The sequence below is a fragment of the Plantibacter sp. PA-3-X8 genome, assembly GCF_003856975.1.
GTDB lineage: Bacteria > Actinomycetota > Actinomycetes > Actinomycetales > Microbacteriaceae > Plantibacter > Plantibacter auratus.
Map to the genome: position 1 here is coordinate 3,679,932 of NZ_CP033107.1, position 18,158 is coordinate 3,698,089.

General features: G+C 71.8%; 15 protein-coding genes. 5 read left to right on the forward strand and 10 right to left on the reverse strand.

The annotated features are described in order from the left end of the window. Positions 1 to 23: 23 nt before the first annotated feature. Positions 24 to 1,481 carry a helix-turn-helix transcriptional regulator gene (locus EAO79_RS17215; protein ID WP_124769726.1) on the forward strand — a complete coding sequence of 486 codons (1,458 nt, stop codon included), beginning with the start codon at positions 24 to 26 and terminating at the stop codon, positions 1,479 to 1,481. Here EAO79_RS17215 and EAO79_RS17220 read toward each other — a convergent pair. Beyond that, on the reverse strand, positions 1,466 to 2,653 hold the full coding sequence (locus EAO79_RS17220) for a DUF4192 family protein (protein ID WP_164486974.1): 1,188 nt from the start codon (positions 2,651 to 2,653) through the stop codon (positions 1,466 to 1,468). The two genes, EAO79_RS17215 and EAO79_RS17220, sit on opposite strands and share 16 nt — an antisense overlap. Before the next feature lie 223 nt (positions 2,654 to 2,876). Between EAO79_RS17220 and EAO79_RS17225 the strand changes: the two genes are divergently transcribed. Both EAO79_RS17225 and EAO79_RS17230 read left to right on the forward strand, forming a co-directional pair. Further along, positions 2,877 to 4,601 (forward strand): thiamine pyrophosphate-binding protein, encoded by a 1,725-nt coding sequence (locus EAO79_RS17225; RefSeq protein WP_124769728.1) that lies wholly within the window; start codon positions 2,877 to 2,879, stop codon positions 4,599 to 4,601. Between the two features lie 34 nt (positions 4,602 to 4,635). Next, the gene (locus EAO79_RS17230; protein ID WP_241160918.1) at positions 4,636 to 5,430 is read left to right on the forward strand and encodes an alpha/beta fold hydrolase; all 795 of its coding nucleotides are present in this window, start codon (positions 4,636 to 4,638) and stop codon (positions 5,428 to 5,430) included. Between the two features lie 19 nt (positions 5,431 to 5,449). Here EAO79_RS17230 and EAO79_RS17235 read toward each other — a convergent pair whose 3' ends face one another. From EAO79_RS17235 to EAO79_RS17245, 3 genes are all read right to left on the reverse strand, one after another. Continuing rightward, on the reverse strand, positions 5,450 to 7,720 hold the full coding sequence (locus tag EAO79_RS17235) for an efflux RND transporter permease subunit (protein WP_124769729.1): 2,271 nt from the start codon (positions 7,718 to 7,720) through the stop codon (positions 5,450 to 5,452). Between the two features lie 78 nt (positions 7,721 to 7,798). Continuing rightward, positions 7,799 to 8,374 carry an isochorismatase family protein gene (locus EAO79_RS17240; RefSeq protein ID WP_124769730.1) on the reverse strand — a complete coding sequence of 192 codons (576 nt, stop codon included), beginning with the start codon at positions 8,372 to 8,374 and terminating at the stop codon, positions 7,799 to 7,801. Between the two features lie 99 nt (positions 8,375 to 8,473). Beyond that, on the reverse strand, positions 8,474 to 8,668 hold the full coding sequence (locus EAO79_RS17245; RefSeq protein WP_079707354.1) for a hypothetical protein: 195 nt from the start codon (positions 8,666 to 8,668) through the stop codon (positions 8,474 to 8,476). Between the two features lie 61 nt (positions 8,669 to 8,729). On the opposite strand from EAO79_RS17245, the gene EAO79_RS17250 reads away from it, so the two are divergent. Next, positions 8,730 to 9,593: an endo alpha-1,4 polygalactosaminidase gene (locus tag EAO79_RS17250; RefSeq protein WP_124769731.1), complete on the forward strand. Its 864-nt coding sequence runs from the start codon at positions 8,730 to 8,732 to the stop codon at positions 9,591 to 9,593. A 130-nt stretch (positions 9,594 to 9,723) separates the two neighbouring features. Further along, a complete protein-coding gene (locus tag EAO79_RS17255; RefSeq protein WP_124769732.1) occupies positions 9,724 to 10,629 on the forward strand; it encodes a LysR family transcriptional regulator in 906 nt (301 codons plus the stop codon). Positions 10,630 to 10,641: 12 nt separating this feature from the next. On the opposite strand, the gene EAO79_RS17260 is transcribed toward EAO79_RS17255, so the two are convergent. The 6 genes from EAO79_RS17260 to EAO79_RS17285 form a co-directional block, all read right to left on the reverse strand. Further along, positions 10,642 to 12,105, reverse strand: a complete 1,464-nt coding sequence (locus EAO79_RS17260; protein WP_124769733.1) for an LCP family protein — start codon at positions 12,103 to 12,105, stop codon at positions 10,642 to 10,644. 82 nt (positions 12,106 to 12,187) lie between these two features. Then, positions 12,188 to 13,339, reverse strand: coding sequence for a CPBP family intramembrane glutamic endopeptidase (locus EAO79_RS17265; protein ID WP_124769734.1), 1,152 nt, complete (start codon positions 13,337 to 13,339; stop codon positions 12,188 to 12,190). A 74-nt stretch (positions 13,340 to 13,413) separates the two neighbouring features. Then, positions 13,414 to 14,403 carry a LacI family DNA-binding transcriptional regulator gene (locus EAO79_RS17270; RefSeq protein ID WP_124769735.1) on the reverse strand — a complete coding sequence of 330 codons (990 nt, stop codon included), beginning with the start codon at positions 14,401 to 14,403 and terminating at the stop codon, positions 13,414 to 13,416. A gap of 87 nt (positions 14,404 to 14,490) precedes the next feature. Further along, positions 14,491 to 15,411: a hypothetical protein gene (locus EAO79_RS17275; RefSeq protein WP_197479028.1), complete on the reverse strand. Its 921-nt coding sequence runs from the start codon at positions 15,409 to 15,411 to the stop codon at positions 14,491 to 14,493. An 88-nt stretch (positions 15,412 to 15,499) separates the two neighbouring features. Continuing rightward, complete coding sequence (locus EAO79_RS17280; RefSeq protein WP_202939830.1) at positions 15,500 to 16,909, reverse strand: L-fuculokinase; 1,410 nt, start codon at positions 16,907 to 16,909, stop codon at positions 15,500 to 15,502. Between the two features lie 159 nt (positions 16,910 to 17,068). Then, positions 17,069 to 18,124 (reverse strand): DUF4432 family protein, encoded by a 1,056-nt coding sequence (locus EAO79_RS17285; protein ID WP_124769736.1) that lies wholly within the window; start codon positions 18,122 to 18,124, stop codon positions 17,069 to 17,071. Positions 18,125 to 18,158 lie beyond the last annotated feature (34 nt).

Here is an 18,158-nt window from a genome sequence, read left to right on the forward strand (position 1 = left end):
GGTTCTTTCGATATGGTGAAGGAATGACGCCGACTCCCGCATCGAACGCCGCCGCCGAGCTCCTCACGCTCGGCCATCGGATCCGGCACTTCCGGACCCGGCGAGGCCTCACCCTCGACGACCTCGGCGAACGGGTCGGGCTGGCGGCGAGCCAGCTCTCCCTCATCGAGAACGGGAAGCGCGAGCCGAAGCTGTCGGTCCTGCAGGAGCTGACGACCGCGCTCGGGGTCGACCTGACCGACCTCCTGTCGAAGGAGGCACCGAACCCCCGCGCGGCGCTGGAGATCGAGCTGGACCGCCTCCAGCGCAGTGCCCTCTACGGCGAGTTGACCCTGCCGATCGTCAAACCGTCGAAGGGCATCCCGGACGAGGCCCTCCGCGCACTCGTGGGCCTGCACCGCGAACTGCAGCGGCACGCGAGCGAGGCGATCGCGACCCCGGAGGAGGCGCGGCGTGCCAACACCGAGTTGCGGGAGTGGATGCGGGAGCGCGACAACCACCTGCCCGAGATCGAGGAACTCGCGGAGTCGCGCGTGCTGCGCGCCGGTCACAGTACCGGCGCACTCACCCACCGCACGGTGAGCATCATGGCGGAACAGCTCGGCTTCGACCTCATCTACGTCAACGACCTGCCGCACTCCGCCCGCAGCGTCACCGATCTCGAGAACGGGCGCATCTACCTGCCACCGGCCTCGATCCCCGGCGGACACGGCCTGCGATCCATGGCCCTGCAGGCGATGGCGCACCGCCTGCTCGGGCACCAGCGTCCGACGAGCTACGCGGAGTTCCTCCGGCAACGGCTCGAGATCAACTACTTCGCGGCGGCGGCGCTCATGCCGCAGACGGCCGCCGTGTCGTTCCTGCAGCAGGCCAAGCGCGACCGCAACCTGGCCGTCGAGGACTTCCGCGACGCCTTCGGGGTCACCCATGAGGCCGCGGCGCTGCGCCTGACCAACCTGGCGACCGCCCGGCTCGACATGCGCCTGCACTTCCTGCGGGTCTCCGAGGACGGGGCGATCTCGAAGGCCTATGAGAACGATGCGCTGCCGCTGCCCGTCGACGTGACGGGCGCGGTGGAGGGCCAGATCGTGTGCCGGAAGTGGAGCGCGCGGAACGCCTTCGCGCGGACGAACCGCACCACGGAGCTCTACCAGTACACCGACACCCCGGCCGGTACCTTCTGGTGCGCGACGCAGACCGGCACGACCGAGGCCGGGGAGTTCTCGATCTCGGTCGGCGTGCCCTGGGGCGAGGCGAAATGGTTCCGCGGACGGGAGACCACGACGCGTGCGGTCTCCACCTGCCCGGACCCGACCTGCTGCCGTCGTCCACCGTCGGACCTCGCCGACAAGTGGCGGGAGCAGGCCTGGCCGAGCGCCCGGTTGCACACCCACATCCTCTCCCCGCTGCCGAGCGGCACCTTCCCCGGCGTCGACGACTCCGAGGTCTACGACTTCCTCGAGCGTCACGCGGCGGGCTGATCGCTGGGGGCGGCGACGCCGTCGTGTGTTCCCGGGGTGCTGCAGAACGCCCAGGCCGGGAGGTGCCCCTGGCGGATCAGCGAACCGACGGTCGCCGCCAGCGGGTGGTCCAGCTCCTCGTCGATCAGCTCGGTGAGGAAGGCGGCCGCGCGCGTGCTCTGACCGAGCGCCCACGACAGCCAGGCGAGCATGGCGAGCGGCGCGACGCGTGCTGGCTCCGACGCTCGCGCCGCGACGCCGAGGAGCAGGCTGCTCGCCGCACGGATGCGCTGGACGTCGGGATGCGGTCCGTCGCCGACCAGCAGGTGGGCGACCCGGTGGAACACCTCCGGGTCGTCCGTCCCGACCGGCAGATGCCCGTACGCGCGTTCGGCGTCGTCGAGTTCCTCGCCCAGCTCGCGCCCGAACGCCCACTGCATGAGTGCGAGATCGCTCGCCCACGGGCGTGACAGGCTCAGCAACAGGAAGGCCACTTCCCGAGCGGTCATCGCATCGACGCCGCGGGCGAGCGCGTCCTCGAAGACCGCAGGAAGGCCGTCGAGTCGTTCCACGGCGTCTCCGACGTCGATCCGCCAGGTCGTGCGCGCGTGATCGGCGGCCGCGTCGAGCATGGAGGCCAGTCGAGCGCAGAGCACCCGGTACTCGAGGTCGACGGCTGCGAACGTCGCCACGTCCACCCGCGGGACCTCGGTCGTGACGAGCTCCCAGGGGAGCGGTGGGACCGGCGGGACCGCCGCCGAGGCCACGATCCCCGGCGAGCGCCCTCCGGCGGGGAGTGCAGGGTCGAGGTAGGAGCCCCAGCCGTCAGCGGCCGAGCAGAGCGCGTCTTTGACCATGAACCCCTGTGCGCTCGCCAGCTCGAGGACAGCGTCGGCGATGGTCCTGCCCGGCGGCTCCGCCCCTGCTCCGAACGCGTCGTCCGTGTAGACCACGGGCACGATGGCGTCGACACCCGGGGCCCGGCAGGCGAATCCGAGGGCGCGCTCCGCGGCGGCGTCCGCCACCTGCCGGTCGACGTCCGTTCCGGCCGGCAGGTGCACCTGGAGTGCGCCGCGGCTGTGACGGCCCGCGAACAGGACGACGACGAGACTCGATCTCGGAGTGCTTCCGACGAGTCCGGGGATGAGGGCGAGGAGGTCTTCGGCCGCATTGGCCTGCACGATGTGGGTCATGGAGCAAGCCTTGATCGAACCCGGGTCCGACTGTCCGGCAGGCATCACGCATGTGGAGCGGATGCTGTCGCGGCCGCACTGTGCAGCGCGGTCACCGCGGAGTAGAGTGTGCTCGTCAGACTCCGCAACACGGGGGTCGTTGCTCGAAAAAAGGGCGATAGCGCGGCCAGCACCGGCGAGACACACACGGAATCCCATCCGTCCACGTTCTCGAAGGTCTCCCATGTCCGAACACGCTTCGTCGACCGTTCTCACGTCGATCCGCTCCTCCACCGTCTCCGCCCGGGTGGCACAGGCACTCAGCCGCCATGTCTCCGAGGTGTTCGGCGTCATGGGCAACGGCAACGCGCACCTCCTCGACGCCCTCGCCTCGACCACGACCCGCTTCACCGCCATGCGGCACGAGGCCGGCGGTGTCGCCGCAGCCGACGCCTACGCCCGCGCGGGCGGCGGTCTCGCTGCCGCGACCGCGACCTACGGAGCCGGATTCACCAACACCCTGACACCCCTCGCGGAGGCGGTGATGGCCCAGATCCCGCTGGTCCTCGTCGTCGGTGACGCCCCGACCACCGGTACCCGCCCCTGGGACGTCGACCAGTTCCAGATCGCCGCCGGGCTCGGTGCCCCCACCTTCACCGTCGGTCGTGACGACGCCACCGCGACCACGCTGCGGGCCATCGAGCACGCCGTCCACCGCCGGACCGCGGTCGTGCTCGCGATCCCCTACGACCTCGCCGCCGTGGCGTCCGACGAGCCGCTGCGGGCGGACGGGACACCACACCACCCGGCGCTCGTCCGGCCGTCCCGCGTGGAGCCCGTCGCACGGCGCCTGGACACCGCCGCCGCCGCCCTGCGCAGCGCACACCGTCCGCTCATCCTGGCCGGGCGTGGAGCCTGGCTGGCCGACGCCGGACCCGTCCTCGGCGAGCTCGCCGAGCGGCTCGACGCCCACACCGCCACCACAGCGCTCGGACGCGGGCTCTTCGGTTCCAGCCCCCGTGATCTCGGGGTGGCCGGCGGCTTCGCGACGGAGCACGCCGCGACACGCATCGCCGAAGCGGACGTCGTGCTCGTCGTCGGCGCCGGCCTCAACCAGTTCACGATGCGGTTCGGCGAGGCCTTCTCCGCCGACGCGCACGTCATCCAGGTCGACCTCGCCGACGCCCCGACGAACGCCAGGGTCGACGAGCTCATCCACGGTGACGCGGCCCTCGCAGCCGCAGGTCTCCTGGAACGGCTCTCCGACGGCGCGGGGTCCGGATGGGTCGCGTCGGCCGGCCGCGCCCGCCCAGCACCGCACCTCGACCGCGACCTGGGTGACGGTTCGACCGGCGACGGGCTGTGCGCGGACGGGCGCCTCGACCCACGAAGCCTCGCGCACCGACTGGACGAGCTGCTCCCGGCCGACCGCACGGTCGTGCAGGACGGCGGCCACTTCATCGGCTGGGCGCCGATGTACTTCGACATCCCCTCCCCCGATCGCCTCGTCATGGTCGGGACGGCGTACCAGTCGATCGGACTCGGGTTCCCGAGCGCCGTCGGTGCCGCGGCGGCCGGGCACACGGGCACCACCGTCCTGTGCACCGGCGACGGCGGCGGCCTCATGGCGCTCCCCGACCTCGACACCGTCATCCGCACGGTGCCGAGCGGCGTGATCGTGGTCTTCAACGACGCGGCCTACGGAGCGGAGGTCCACCAGTACGGCTCGCGTGGACTCGACCAGACCCCGATGCTCATCGACGAGGTCGACTTCGCCGCCCTCGCGCGCGCCTTGGGGGGCCAGGGCGTGACGGTCGACACGCTCGCGGCCCTCGACGGACTCACCGACTGGGTCCACGCCGGGGCGCAGGGCGTCCTCCTGCTCGACTGCCGCATCTCCACGAGCGTCGTCGCCCCGTACCTCTCCGAGATGATGCAGCAGGGACCACGACCGGTCGCCGTCGACTGAGCCTGTGCGGCGCCACCGCGGGTATCGTTGACGGGTGCTTCCTCAGCCTGCCCCGACCGCACCCACCTACGTCATGTCGACGGACGGTATCCGGGTAGCGACGTACCTCCACGAACCGGCTCCGGGCACAGGCGACCTCGGCACGATCATCGCAGTGCACGGCTTCGCCTCGAGCGCCGGACTCAACTGGGACCTCGCCGGGTGGACACGCACGCTCACGCGCGCCGGGTACCGCCTGCTGACCCTCGACCAACGCGGTCACGGAGCCTCGGACAAACCGACGGATCCGGCCGCATACCGCCTCGACATCCTCGTCGACGACGTCCTGTCCGTCCTCGACGGCTACGGCGTCGACGAGCCGCACTACCTCGGGTACTCGCTGGGCTCCCGGGTGGGTTGGCGGCTGGGCGTCCGGCACCCCGACCGCGTGCGCTCCCTCAGCCTCGGCGGCCTCCCCGAGGGCGACTCGCTCCGCGACTTCGACCTGGAGGCGGCCCGTCACCACGTGAGGACCGGGACGACGATCGCCCACGCCCTCACCGACACGTACGTGACGATGGCCGAGGGCGTCCCGGGCAACGACGTTGAGGCGCTCATCGCCCTGGTGGACGGCCTCCGTGGAGGACCGCAGCCGAGCACGGCCGAGGTGCCGCCACTGCCCATGTTGCTCGTGACCGGAGACGGCGACGCGGTCGCCGCCGGGAGTCGGCGGCTCGCCGAAGCCGCCAGTGCCCGTTACGTGGGGCTGCCCGGCCGCGAACACTTCAACGCGGTCTCGTCGCGGGCGTTCAAGGACGCCGTGCTGGCGTTCCTCGCTGAGCAGGGGTAACCGGTCGCGACCGCCTCGGTCAGGCCGCGTGCCGGTGCTCGACACGACCCTTCGCGAGCTTCGACGGCCACCAGATGGCGCTCCCGATGTCGTGGCTGAGGGCTGGGACGAGCAGCGTCCGGACGATGATCGTGTCGAGGAGGACCCCGAACGCCACGATGAATGCGATCTGCGCGAGGAACAGGATCGGGATGACGCCCAGCGCCGCGAACGTGGCCGCGAGCACGAGTCCGGCCGAGGTGATCACGCCACCCGTGATCGCCAGCCCCCGCAGCACGCCGGCCCTCGTTCCGACCCGCAGCGACTCCTCGCGGACCCTCGTCATGAGGAAGATGTTGTAGTCGATCCCGAGCGCCACGAGGAAGACGAAGCCGTAGAGCGGCACACTCGGATCCGCGCCCGGGAACCCGAGCACGTGGTTGAACACGAGCGCGGAGACCCCGAGGGCTGCCCCGAAGGACACCACCACGCTGAGGATCAGCAGCACCGGGGCGAGCACCGAGCGGAGCAGCAGCATGAGGATGAGGAGGATGACGGCGAGCACCACGGGGATGATGAGGTTCCGGTCGTGGATGGACGCGTCGTTCGAGTCGATGGCGGTCGCCGTGACGCCGCCGACCGGGGTGTGGGAGCCGACCTCGGCGTCGAGCGTCGAGCGCAACTGTCGCACGCTCTCCTCCGCCGACGCGGAGTCCGGTGCCGCGTCGAGCGTCGCCTGGAGCAGGATGCGGCCGTCGTCGACCGTCGGTTCGGCGGACGCCACCGGGGTACCCGGCGGCCCCGCGGCGGGAGCCGTGAACACCGCCTCCCCGTCGCTCACCGTCGCGTCCGCGGTGCCGGTCGCGGAGTCGCTCGACAGCACCTGGACGCTGTCGAGACCGTCCGCCTCCTCGAGGATGCCGATGACCTGCGCGGCATCGCCCTCCTGCGTGAGGACGTACACGGGGCTCGCCGAACCGGCCGGGAAATGCTCACCGAGGGCGGCCTGACCGTCACGGGCCTCGGAGGTGCCGAGGATGAGGTCGCTCTGGGCGACGCCGTCCGCCTTGAGCTGGAAGACCCCGAGGCTCGCGACCAGGAGGAGCAGGGTGCTCCCGATCCAGACGACGCGGGCGTGACGGGAGATGAGGCGGGCGATCCCACCCCACAGACCGGTGGTCGGCACGGCGGTGTCGTCGGTCGACGAGGCGCGCACACGGTGCTCGCTCCCGACCTTCGGGCGCAGCGGCCAGAACGAGGTGCGACCGCAGGCCAGCAGGAGCGCGGGCAGGAAGGTGAGCGCTGCGAGGACCGAGAAGACGATCCCGATCGAGGCGACCGGCCCGAGCGCCTTGTTCGAGTTCAGGTCGCTGAGCAGCAGGCAGAGCAGACCGGCGATGACGGTGCCGCCCGACGCGACGATCGGCTCGAACGATCCGCGGAGCGCAGCCCACGTCGCATCCCACCGCCGCTCGTGGTCGCGGAGCGCCTCCCGGTAGCGCGAGACGTAGAGCAGCGAGTAGTCGGTCGCCGCACCGATCACGAGGATGAAGAGGATGCCCTGCACCTGCCCGTTCAACAGGACGACGCCGGCCTTTGCGAGCCACCACACGGTGAGGAGTGCGGTGCAGAGGGCGAACAGCGAGGTGCCGAGCACGAGGAACGGGAGGACCGGCGAGCGGTACACGACGATGAGGATGAGGAAGACGGCGCCGAGCGCGGTCAGGAGGAGGATGCCGTCGATGCCGGCGAAGGCGTCGGTGAGGTCGGCGGTGAACCCTGCCGGGCCGGTGACGAAGACGTCGAGGCCCGCCGGGGCGGCTTCGGCGAGCTGTGCACGAAGGGCCTCGACGACGTCGCCGACCTCCGCGTCGCCGCTGATCGGGACGAAGACCTCGACCGCGTCGCCGTCCTCGGAGGGGATGGCCGGAGAGACGCCGTCGGCGACGCCCTCGGTGGAGGACAGGGCTGAGAGCTCGTCGTCGATCACCGCCCGGTCCTCGTCGGTGATCCCGCCGTCGCGGACGAACAGCACGAGGGCCGGGATGTCGTCACCCTCCCGGAATCCGTCGAGTGCCGTCTGCACCTCGGTCGCATCCGCGCTCGCGGGGAGGAAGCTCGTCTGGTCGTTGGTCGCGACCTCGCTCACCTTCCCGAAGTACGGACCGCCGACGCCGGCGGCCGTGAGCCAGAGGAGGATGAGGACCGCGGGGAGCAGGACCCGCAGCCACCGCGGCGCACCCGCACGGTCCCGCTGCTGCGTCCGGGTGTCCGCGTCCGTCTGCGTTCCGCCGTGTCGTCCGTGCGTCATGCGCGCGCCCCGTTCTCGCCCTGCTCCGAATAATATGCAGCTAGCTTACTATCTGCGTCGGGTGCCCGGCGACGGAGTTCAGGCGAGGACGACGACTCCCCCGGCTTCAGCGATCTCGGCGAGCGCCGCATCCCCGGCGGCCCGGTCGACGGGCGCGACGAGACCTGCGAGGACGCGGACCTGCAGGCCGTGCTCGATGGCGTCGAGCGCACTCCGGCGGACGCAGTAGTCGGTCGCGAGACCCACGACGTCGACCTCCGTGATTCCGGCATCCGTGAGAACCTCGTCGAGGCTCAGACCCTCGGGCGTCACGCCCTCGAAGATCGAGTATCCGTGGGCACCCTGGCCCTTGCGGATGTGGGTGTCGACGCTCTTGGTGTCGAGCGCGTGGTGGTACTCGGCGCCTGAACTCCCCGCGACGCAGTGCACCGGCCAGTTCGTCACGTAGTCGGGCTCTCCCGTCGCGAAGTGACCGTCGTTGTCGCCCTCGGCGTCGTGCCAGTCGCGTGAGGCGAACACGTGCGCGTAATCGGCCCCGTGCTCGGCCAACAACTGCGTGACCCCGGCGGCGACGACCTCGCCGCCGTCCACGCCGAGCGCACCGCCCTCGGTGAAGTCGTTCTGTACGTCGATGATGAAGAGCGCGCGCGCCACGATGCCTCCGGGTTGTCGTCGTCCCGCCTCGGTGGAGGTCGGTTCCATCGAGGGTAACGCCGGGGAACCGACCGGGTCAGGTGGTTGCGCCGTCGTGGTTCAGAGCCGACGTGCGCGCTCCTTGCGGCGGTCGAAGAACTGGAGACCGATGTTCACACCCATGACGACGGTGCCGAGGAGCATGGCGACGAGCCCGGCGATCCGGAACCCGACCGGCAGCTCCAGGAGCAACGCGAAGACGACCCCGAGCACGATGAGCGCGGCACCCGCGGAGAACAACACCAGATACTTCATGCCCCCAACGGTACCGGCTGAGCGGCGACCCCGGGACGGGACCGCGACCTAGGGTGGAGACATGACCCGTCTCCCCCGCCGCGCGCACCTACTCACCGCCGCGGGCGCCGCCCTCCTGCTCGCGGTCACCGCCGCCGGCTGCTCCACGTTCCCGAGCGGTGCGAGCTCCGACACCGGACCGACCCACTCAGCGGGTGGCTTCCCCACGGACGTCGTCTTCGACTACCAGCTCGGTGGCGGCTACGAGCCGGCGGCCGGCGTGGGCGGCGTCGCGCGCGACAGCACCGACTCCCCCGACCCCGACCGGTACTCCATCTGCTACGTCAACGGGTTCCAGAGCCAGCCGGCCGATCGCGAGGCCTGGCTCGCCGAGCCGGACCTGGTTCTCACCGACGACGCCGGCGAACCGGTCATCGACGAGAACTGGCCCGACGAACTCATCTTCGACCTCTCCACCGACGACCGTCGCGCGCGCATCGCCGAGCGGGTCGGTGCGAGCATCACCCGCTGCGCGGAGGCCGGCTTCGACGCCGTCGAGATCGACAACCTCGACTCGTACACCCGGTCCGACGGTCGGCTCACCGTGGAGGACGCGATCGCCCTCGCCACCCGGTACGCCGACCTCGCCCACGACGCGGGCCTCCTCATCGGGCAGAAGAACGCCGCCGAGCTCGGCACACGAGGACGGGACGACGTCGGGTTCGACTTCGCCGTCGCGGAGGAGTGCCACCGCTTCGACGAGTGCGCCACCTACACCGAGGTGTACGGAGACGCCGTGCTGGACATCGAGTACACGGACGACCTGCGCGGCACCTTCGACGAGGTGTGCGCCGATCCGCAGGTCCCGTTCTCCACGATCCTGCGCGACCGCGACCTCCGGACGGCCGACGACCCCGCCCACGTCTTCGACGCCTGCGCTCGGTAGGCTCCGGCAGGAGATCCGCCCGGGGCAGGAGCTTCCGCGGCGAAGCATCCTGCTGCGGGGTGAACCCCCGGCGCCCAGGCATCTCCAGCAGGTGTCGATAGCGTGGAGGCATGATCCGGACCCACGACGCATGAACCTGGAGCAATTGGAAGCGGTCGTCGCGGTCGTCGACTACGGCTCGTACGCCGCAGCGGCCGACGTCCTCCGGATCTCGCAGCCCTCGCTCACGAGACGCATCCAACGCTGCGAGACGGACCTCGGGCTCGCGCTCTTCACCCGGGTCGGTCGGCGCATGCAGGTCACCGACGCCGGCCGGTCCGTGCTCGGCCCGGCGAGGCGGATGCTGCAGGAGGCGAACGGGCTCCGCGCGCTCGCCGACGCCCAGCAGGCGCTCACCGCCGGCACGCTCCGCATCGGCGCGCTCCCCTCGCTCGTCGCGACCCACGTCCCGGAGCTCGTCGCCCGGTTCCACGCCGCGCACCCCGACGTCCGCATCGAGGTCACGGGCGCCGTCGACTCCGCCGAACTGCTCGAGGCCGTCGACCTCGGGCGCATCGACCTCGGCGTGGCCGATGTGGCCACCGCCGGCCCCGGTGTCGAGGTGCGGCTCCTGGAGGAACAGCGGTTCGCGATCGTCCTCCCCGGCCTCAGGAACGTCGCCGAGCGCGAGGCCGAGCACACGCCGCCGACCATCACCGGCGACGAGCTGGCCACGCACACCCTGGTGACCCTTCCGCGCGGGACGTCGATGCGCGCCGTGACCGACGAGGCCTACGCCCGCTTCGGCGTGCAGCCACCGCGGGTCATCGTGACCACCCAGCGCGACGCGCTCACGCGGTTCGCGACCGCCGGCGTCGGGCTGACCGTGGTGCCCGAGCGTCTCGCCGACTGGGCTGCGGCGAACGGCGCCCGGGTCCGCCGGTTCCCGGCACCGGTCACGAGGAGCATCGGCCTGCTCGTGCGCCACGACAGCGTCCGGACACCCGCCGTGAGTGCCTTCCTCCGATTGGCGGAGCGGGTCCCACCCGGGGACTGACGACGCCCCGCGTCACCCGCAGAGGTCCGCGGCGGCGTTGCGGGACTCGACCTCGACGGGCGCGGGCGCGGCAGGCGGGGTCAGTGAGGCGAAGTCGTCGCCGATGACGAGCACGACGTCCTGCTCGTCCGGTCCCGGTTCACCGCTCACGACGACCGTGATCCCCAACTCCTGGGCGAGCGAGGCGGCCGTCGCCCGAGCCGCGTCCGAGTCGCGCGCGAGCAGGAGTGTGACCGGCGTGTCCGTCTCCGCGTCGCCGATCGACGCGACGGTGTAGCCGAGAGCGGTCAGTCGGTCGGCGGTCGCCGTCGCGACCCCGTTCGTCTGCGAGCCGTTGAGGACGCTGACCGCCTCGACCCGCACCGGTTCGACCGGGGCGACCGGCTCGGCGGGGGACGCATCACCGGTTCCCGCGATCGGCACCGGGACATCGGTGGCGAGGCTCGAGAAGACGATCGCGGCGTCATCGCTCGGGACGACCCGGTTGGCGTCCGACGGCGCCTCGGTCCACGGCATGGTCAGGAAGGTGATGGCCGACGCCGGCACCTGCGAGACCCGGTGCGCGAGCGAGGTCAGGCTCGCGAGGTCGCCGAGCGCGGTGTCGACGGTGAGCGAGGAGGTGACCGCGTCCAGGAAGCGGATGAGGCGGTCCGGCCGGGTGAGCACCTCGGCACTCAGCGCCCGCTGCACGATCGCGGACATCACCATCTGCTGGTTGCCGAGGCGCGAGATGTCGCTGCCGTCACCCACCGCGTGCCGGGTGCGGGCGAGCGCGAGCGCCTGCGTCCCGTCGATGACCTGGGCCCCGGCGGGCAGCGCGAGGTTCGAATAGGGGTCCTCCATGTCCGACGGCAGACACACCGCCAGCCCGTCCATGCCGTTGACGATCGCCTGGAAGCCGCTGAAGTCGAGCTCGATGAAATGGTCGATCGGTACACCGGTCATCGCCTGCACCGCGGCGACCGAGCAGGCGGCCCCGGAGTTCAACGCCGCGTTCACCATCCCGTAGTCGTCGGGCGTCCCCCGCCCGGTGTCCGTGCACATAGACAGGTCGGTCAGCGTGTCACGCGGGATCTGCATCGCGTCGATCCGGGAGTTGCCCTCGGACACGTGCACGAGCACCATCGCGTCGCTGCGCTTGGTGCCGGTGTCCTCGCCGTAGTCGCCGACCGCGAGGTCACGACTGTCGGAGCCGAGGAGGAGGACGTTGATCGCCGGGTCCGGCGCACCCGGCTGCGCGGGCTCGGTCGAACGTCCGGTCGGGGCGGCGATGGCCTCGGAGCTGAGGTTGCCCTGCAGTCGCAGTGCCAGCGCACCGACACCCCCGAGGAGCGCGAGCACGAGGCCGCCTGCGATGCCGACGATGAGGCGCCGACGGCGGACCCGTGCGCTCACCCCACCGCCGTGACGGCGAGCGTGGGCGGCACGTGGGCGGACGGATGCCTCGGGGAGATCGGGGAGATCGGGTCTGCGCATCGTCCCAGTGCACCAAGCGTCGAAGCGGCGGACAAGCAGCCTGCCCGGTGCGACTCATACGCGGCGCGCATGCGTCGGAGGGTCAGCTCACGGGCGAGGCTGCTTCCGAGCCACGCAGTCCGGGAACCGCACGTTTGCCGAACTGGCCGGTGACGACCAGGATGAGCGTCGTCGCTGCGAGGAGGATCCAGCCCGGCCAGCCGAGCAGGGTGCCGAACACACTGCCGGTGTCCTGCATCGACGTCGGGCTGGCGAACAGCAGCAGTGCCCCGACGGCGGCGTTCACCGCGCCGTGGGCGATCACCGCCGGCCAGACCGAGGCCGAGCGGAGCCGCAACCAGCCGATGAGGACGCCGAGCAGCATGCACCAGCCCACCATGAGGAGCAGGCCGAGGACGTCGGTCCGCTGGTAGTTGTAGCCGAGGAGGATGAGCGGTGCGTGCCACACGCCCCAGATCGCCCCGGACAGCAGGAGGGCGGGCCAGGTGCCGAGCGGCAGGAGGTTCGGCAGCAACCAGCCGCGCCAGCCGAGTTCCTCCCCGAACGCGGACAGCGATGCCACCAGGACGCCGAGGGGCAGGGTGAGGAGCTGGACCAGGGCGACCGTGGTGAGCTCGTCCCGCCCGAGCTCGCCGGCGCCCGAGGCGGTCATGATGGCGGCGAGACCGGACAGGCCGACGAGGTCGAGCTCGATGAGCCCCATGGCCTGCCCGAGCAGCATGGAGCAGAACGCGAGGACGGGGAACCCGACGAGCGCCGCCGCGCAGAGCCCGAGGGTCCGGCCGAGGGGACGCAGCGGCGCGAGTCCGAGCAGCCGCGGGATGCTCCTCGGGCGGGCGACGAACAGCACCACGACGAGCGCGGCGATGGTCGGGGTGTACATCATGCCGAGGGCGATGAGCTGGAACCAGGGGTTCGCGAGTCCCTCACCTGACAGCCACAGCGGTGCGGCGATGAGCCAGGCGAGGCCCACGGCGAGCACGGTGAAGACCGTGACGGCGACCCACGGGACCCTGGTGGGCAGGATCGGGGCCAGCTCGCGGTTGCGCCGGCGCTGGCGGTCCGCCGCCGACTCCGGCTGCTGCGCGAGCACGGCCCGCCCGGCGGCACCGATCACCGGGCCCGCGGCCGGTGTGGGCGCCCCGCCGACGATCGGCGTCCGGTTCGGTCCAGGCGCGGGCAGTCCGATCGGCGCCCAGCCGCCCTCGATCGGTGTGTCGTCCGGTCGCTGCATGTGATCCCCCGTGGTCGCGAACAGCTTCCCACGCTACGGAGCGACGGCGCGGGGCGCATCCGCCGACCGGGGGATCACCCGGTGAGGTGACAGCCGCAGGACTCCCGCAGGAGGAGCCCGACGGGGACGACGGTGCTGCGCTCGTGCTCACCGTCCGCGTCACCGAAGCGGGCGAGCGCCCGGGTGGCGGCCAGGCGGCCCAGTCGTGCCGGGTCCTGTTCGATGACACTGACCGCCGGATCGAGCTGGTCGGCCATCGGGAAGTCGCCGAAGCCGAGCGAGGCGATCCCCCGCGAGCGCAGCGCTGGGACGAGCGCCATCGTCACGCGCGCGTTCGCCGAGAACAGGGCCGTCGGCGGGGAGGCGAGGGCGAGGAGACCGTCCACCACGGTGGCAGCCGGTTCGCGGTCCGTCGCGTCGAGGCTGACGAGGGCGTCGTCGAGGTCGATCCCGCTCTCGGCGAGCGCCGAACGGTAGCCCTCGAGTCGGCGACGGGTGCTCGGCGGGTGTGCCGAGTCGGCGATGAAGGCGACGCGGGCGTGCCCATGCTCGAGCAGGTGCCTCGTCGCGAGGTAGGCGCCGCGGTGGTCGTCCTCGACGAAGCTGTCGGCGTCGAGCCCGCCTGGGGCGCGGTCGACGAACACGATGGGCGTGTGCTCGGCCCACGGCGCGAGCCACGACTGGTCCTCCGCGACGGGCGCGAGGACGAGCCCCATGAGCTGCGAGCGGAGCAGCGAGTCGAGCACGGCACGCTCGCGCGCCGGGTCGTCGCCGATGCTCGTGACGAGGGTGGTGATGCCCGACACCGAGCAGACCTCCTCGACGGCTCGGACGACCGCGGCGAAGAAGGGGTCGACGACGTCCGGGACCGCGACGCCGACGGAGGAGGACCGCCCGGCGCGGAAGGTGCGCGCCAGGACGTTCGGGACGTAGTTCAGTTCCCGCATGGCCGATTCGACCCGCGACCGCGTCTCCGGGAGCACGTGCGGGTCGTCGTTGAACACGCGGGAGACCGTCTTCGAGCTCACCCCGGCGAGGGACGCCACGTCCTGCATCGTGGCCATGGCTGCTCCTCGGGTGGTTCCACCTGCGTGGCGTGGTCGGATCGGGCTGGTTCGCGGGCGGCGACCGAGGACGCCGCCCGCGATCCGTCAGCGACCGGCGAGCGCGGTCTCGATGACCTGCTCGAGCTCACGGAGGCGAGGCAGCGCACGGTTCGTGAGCAGTTCCTCACGCTTCGCCGACGAGATCGAAAGGCTATCCTTCCACAGCGAACGACCGGCCATCGCGCCGCCGGCACCGTTCTCGACCGCGGTGCGGACCTGGCCGACGAAGGTCTCGTGGTCGACGCCGGCGGACAGCACGGCCCACGGCACACCGGCGGCGGCCTCGGTCACGGCTGCGGCGGCCTCGGCGGAGCCCGGGTACTGGAGCTTCAGAACCTTGGAACCGGCGGCGACGGAGATCTCCGCGGCACCGCGTACGAGCTCGGGGAAGATCTCGGCGTAGGCCTCGTCGCTCTCGCCGTCGAGCTGGTAGACGAGGATCTCGACGATGAGCAGCACGCCCTCGGCGGTGCACTCCTCCACGAGGCGGGCGATCTCGTCGATGACGACCTGCTCGGCCTCGCGCTGGTCGGAGCGCAGGTAGAAGAGCATCTTGGCGGCGTCGCCACCGAGTTCGCGGACCCGACGGGCGTCCATGCCGGGGACGTACTTCGTCCGGCGCAGACCGTTCTCGGTGTCGAAGCCCGAGGAGTCCATGCCGACGACGAGACCGGTCGTGCGGGAGAGGGTGCGCTCGTCGACGACGAGCGGGAGGGCTACCTCCGGGTCGAGGAGGATGGCGGGTGCGTGGTTGCCGAGGAACCGGACGAGGTCGCTCTTGGCCTCGGCGAGTTCGTCACGGCTGATGCCGGCCGCGCCGTTCGGGGCGTCGGTCATGACGGCCTTCATGCCGTTGCGCTGGTCGCCGGCGACGATGAGCATGCCGCCGCCCGGGGTGCTGATCGTGGCCATGGCGCGGCGTTCGAGCGTCGTCAGCTCGTTGGTCCTGGTGGCTACTGCGTTCATGAGGTGCTCCTTGTGCTTCGGATGGGGTCTGATCCCGGCAGCGGTCGCGCCGGGGAGGATCGGTCTGGGTCGTCGGGTGGTCGGTCGGTCAGGGGTGTGATCGGGAGATGGCGGGTTCGAGGAGGGCCCCGGCGAAGACGGCTGCGCCGTATGCCGTGTCCTGGGACCGGTGCGACACCTGCACGCCGGGCAGGACGGCCGCACGAGCGCGTTGCACGGACCGCATGCTGGCCCAGCCACCGGTGAGCAGCGCCGAGGTGGCCGGCGCGACCTCGCGGTCCATCGCCGCGATGAGCACGGCGAGTTCGTCGTTGCCGTGCCGGAGCACCGCTTCGAAGACCTCTGCCGGTCCTGCGCCGTCGGCACGGACCGTGAGCTTGAGGACGCCGTCGTCGTTCCGGGCGCCCGCGACCGAGACGTCGCCGTCACCGAGCAGCCCGCCCGCCGGGAGCGCCATGACCTCGTCGTCCAGGCGGTCGCGCCCTGCGCGGTCGGTCACCCCGACAAGCTGGAGGGTGCGGCGCATGAGCAGGCCGGTCTTGACACCGGCGACGAGCACCCAGGTACCCGGCACGACGTGACGGACGCAGTTGATGAACACCTCGGCGAGGCGCTCCCGGGCGGCGAACGGGAGTGGTTCGTCGAGGCGTCGCAGCAGGACCTCGGCCGTGCCCATCGACACGTGGTACCGCTCGGCGGGGAACGAGCCGGTGGAGACGGCCGACACGAGGTGGTCGTGGCCGGCGACGGTCAGGGCCGCACCGGAGAAGACCGGCGGCACCCACGGGCTGCTCGCGGCGCCGAGCGGGGCACCGGCGTCGGTGAACGGCGGGAGGAACGATGCGTCGACGCCGAGGTGGTCGAGCAGTTCGAGCCACGGCTCACCCGTGTCCTGGTCGAGCAGGCCGGTGCGCGACGAGAGCGAGTACTCGGCGGCCTCCTCGCCGCCGAGCGCCGAGACGAGGTACTCCGGCAGGTTGAGCCAGCGCGTTCCGGCGAGGTCGAGTCCGGCGTCACGGAGGTGGAGGAGCTTGATGACCGAGACCTGCACGCCGAGCGGCAGGCCGGTCCGACCCGCGAACTGCTCCGCGATCTCGGCCGGGAGGGCCGCGAGCTGTTCGGCGCCGCGCGGATCGAACCAGGCGATCGCAGGCGCGACGGGCCGGCCGACGGCGTCGAGGACGATCCCGGACTCCCCCATGCCGGAGACGGCGAGGGCCCGGACCCGCGCGGCCGGCCCGAACCGGTCGACGAGTTCCGCACCGACGTGGTCGAGGAGCTCCCGGACGGTGGCGATGAGGGACGCCGCCTCCATCACGGTCGTGCCGCCTGGACCGGCGAGCCACGGGGTGGGCAGCTGATGGATGAGGACTTCGGCGCCGTCGGCGTCCGTCACGAGGATCTTGACGCCGGTGCTGCCGAGGTCGAGGCCGGCGACGAGTCGATCCGAGGCCACGGAGGCGACGGCGGTCGAGTCGAGGTTCGCAGCAGGGTGCACGGCGGTGTCCGTTCAGGTTCCGACGTCCGTGTCGGCTTCCGACGATGGCTTCATGTCATCGATGTCATGGCGAGCATACCTCGTTCATGTCATCGATGACATACCCCAGCGTGAATTCTTCGGAAACCGGGTACCTGATGCTGGCGGAGGCCGGTGGGCTCAGTCGCCGAAGTCCTCCGCCGTCGACTCGAACACGATCTCGAGATCGACCTCGAACGACTCCCCGGGCTCCACGATCCGGCCGGCCTTCCCACGATCCGGACCGGCCGCGTGACTCGGCCAGCAGGTTCCGGGTTCGATACCGAGGGCGTACGACCCCGCGGCTGTGCTCCGCCACACCGTGAGGAAGGGCAGCTGCTCCGGCCGGAACCGGACCGTGACCGTGCCGGCCTCGCCCGACAGGGTCGCGATGGACCAGCCGTCGGGCCCGGCGACCGCGTCGAGGGCGTCGACCTGCTCGTCGGCCGCCGGCTCGGGCTCGCCGATCACCCGCCGCCAGCCACCGGCGTCCGGGCGTTCGGACCCCGCCCCGCCGGGGACGTCGGCCTCCGCCGCCACGACGGCACCGCCGTGCAGTACCGGCCAGCCGAGGTTCACGTGGTAGAGCAGGCGCACCGGCTCGGCGACGAACCCCTCGTTCCGGACGACGTCGTGCAGACGGATCCGCGCGACGCCGACCTCGGTTCGGATGCTGCGGGTCACCGTGAGGTTCTGCTGGAAGACGGCGCCCTCGCGGAGCAGGCCGTCGACGAGGAGCTCGTACCGGCCCGCCGCGGTCCATCGCCCCTCGCGGCGGGTCACGGTCGCCGGGATGCGATGCGCCCGACCGTGCATCCCGCCGTCCGCCTCCGCGGCCACGCCGACGGCGGTGAGCCCGCATGTCGTCAGCAGACCGCCCTGCCAGCGGCGGGCCCAGCCCTCGGCCTGCGGAGCGGTCGTCGGCGCGACGAACGACACGACCTCGCCGTTCCAGGAGGCCTCGCCGAGGTCGAGGAACTGGTCGACCTCGACCGTGACCTCGAGTCCGCCGAGATGGCGCAGCTCGACCTGGCGCCGACCCGTCGACGGCCCGTCGTCGATGCGGACCGCACGCGGAGCCCACGCACGCTCGACGGCACCGGATCGGGCCTCGACGAAGCGTCGACGCCGGGCGCCCCACACGGCGTCGCGGTCGGCCTGGTCGTCGGGCGTCTGTTCGGGCGGCGTCGTCGTCATGGCTGGTCCTCGGGTCGGTGTGGTCGGGTCGAAC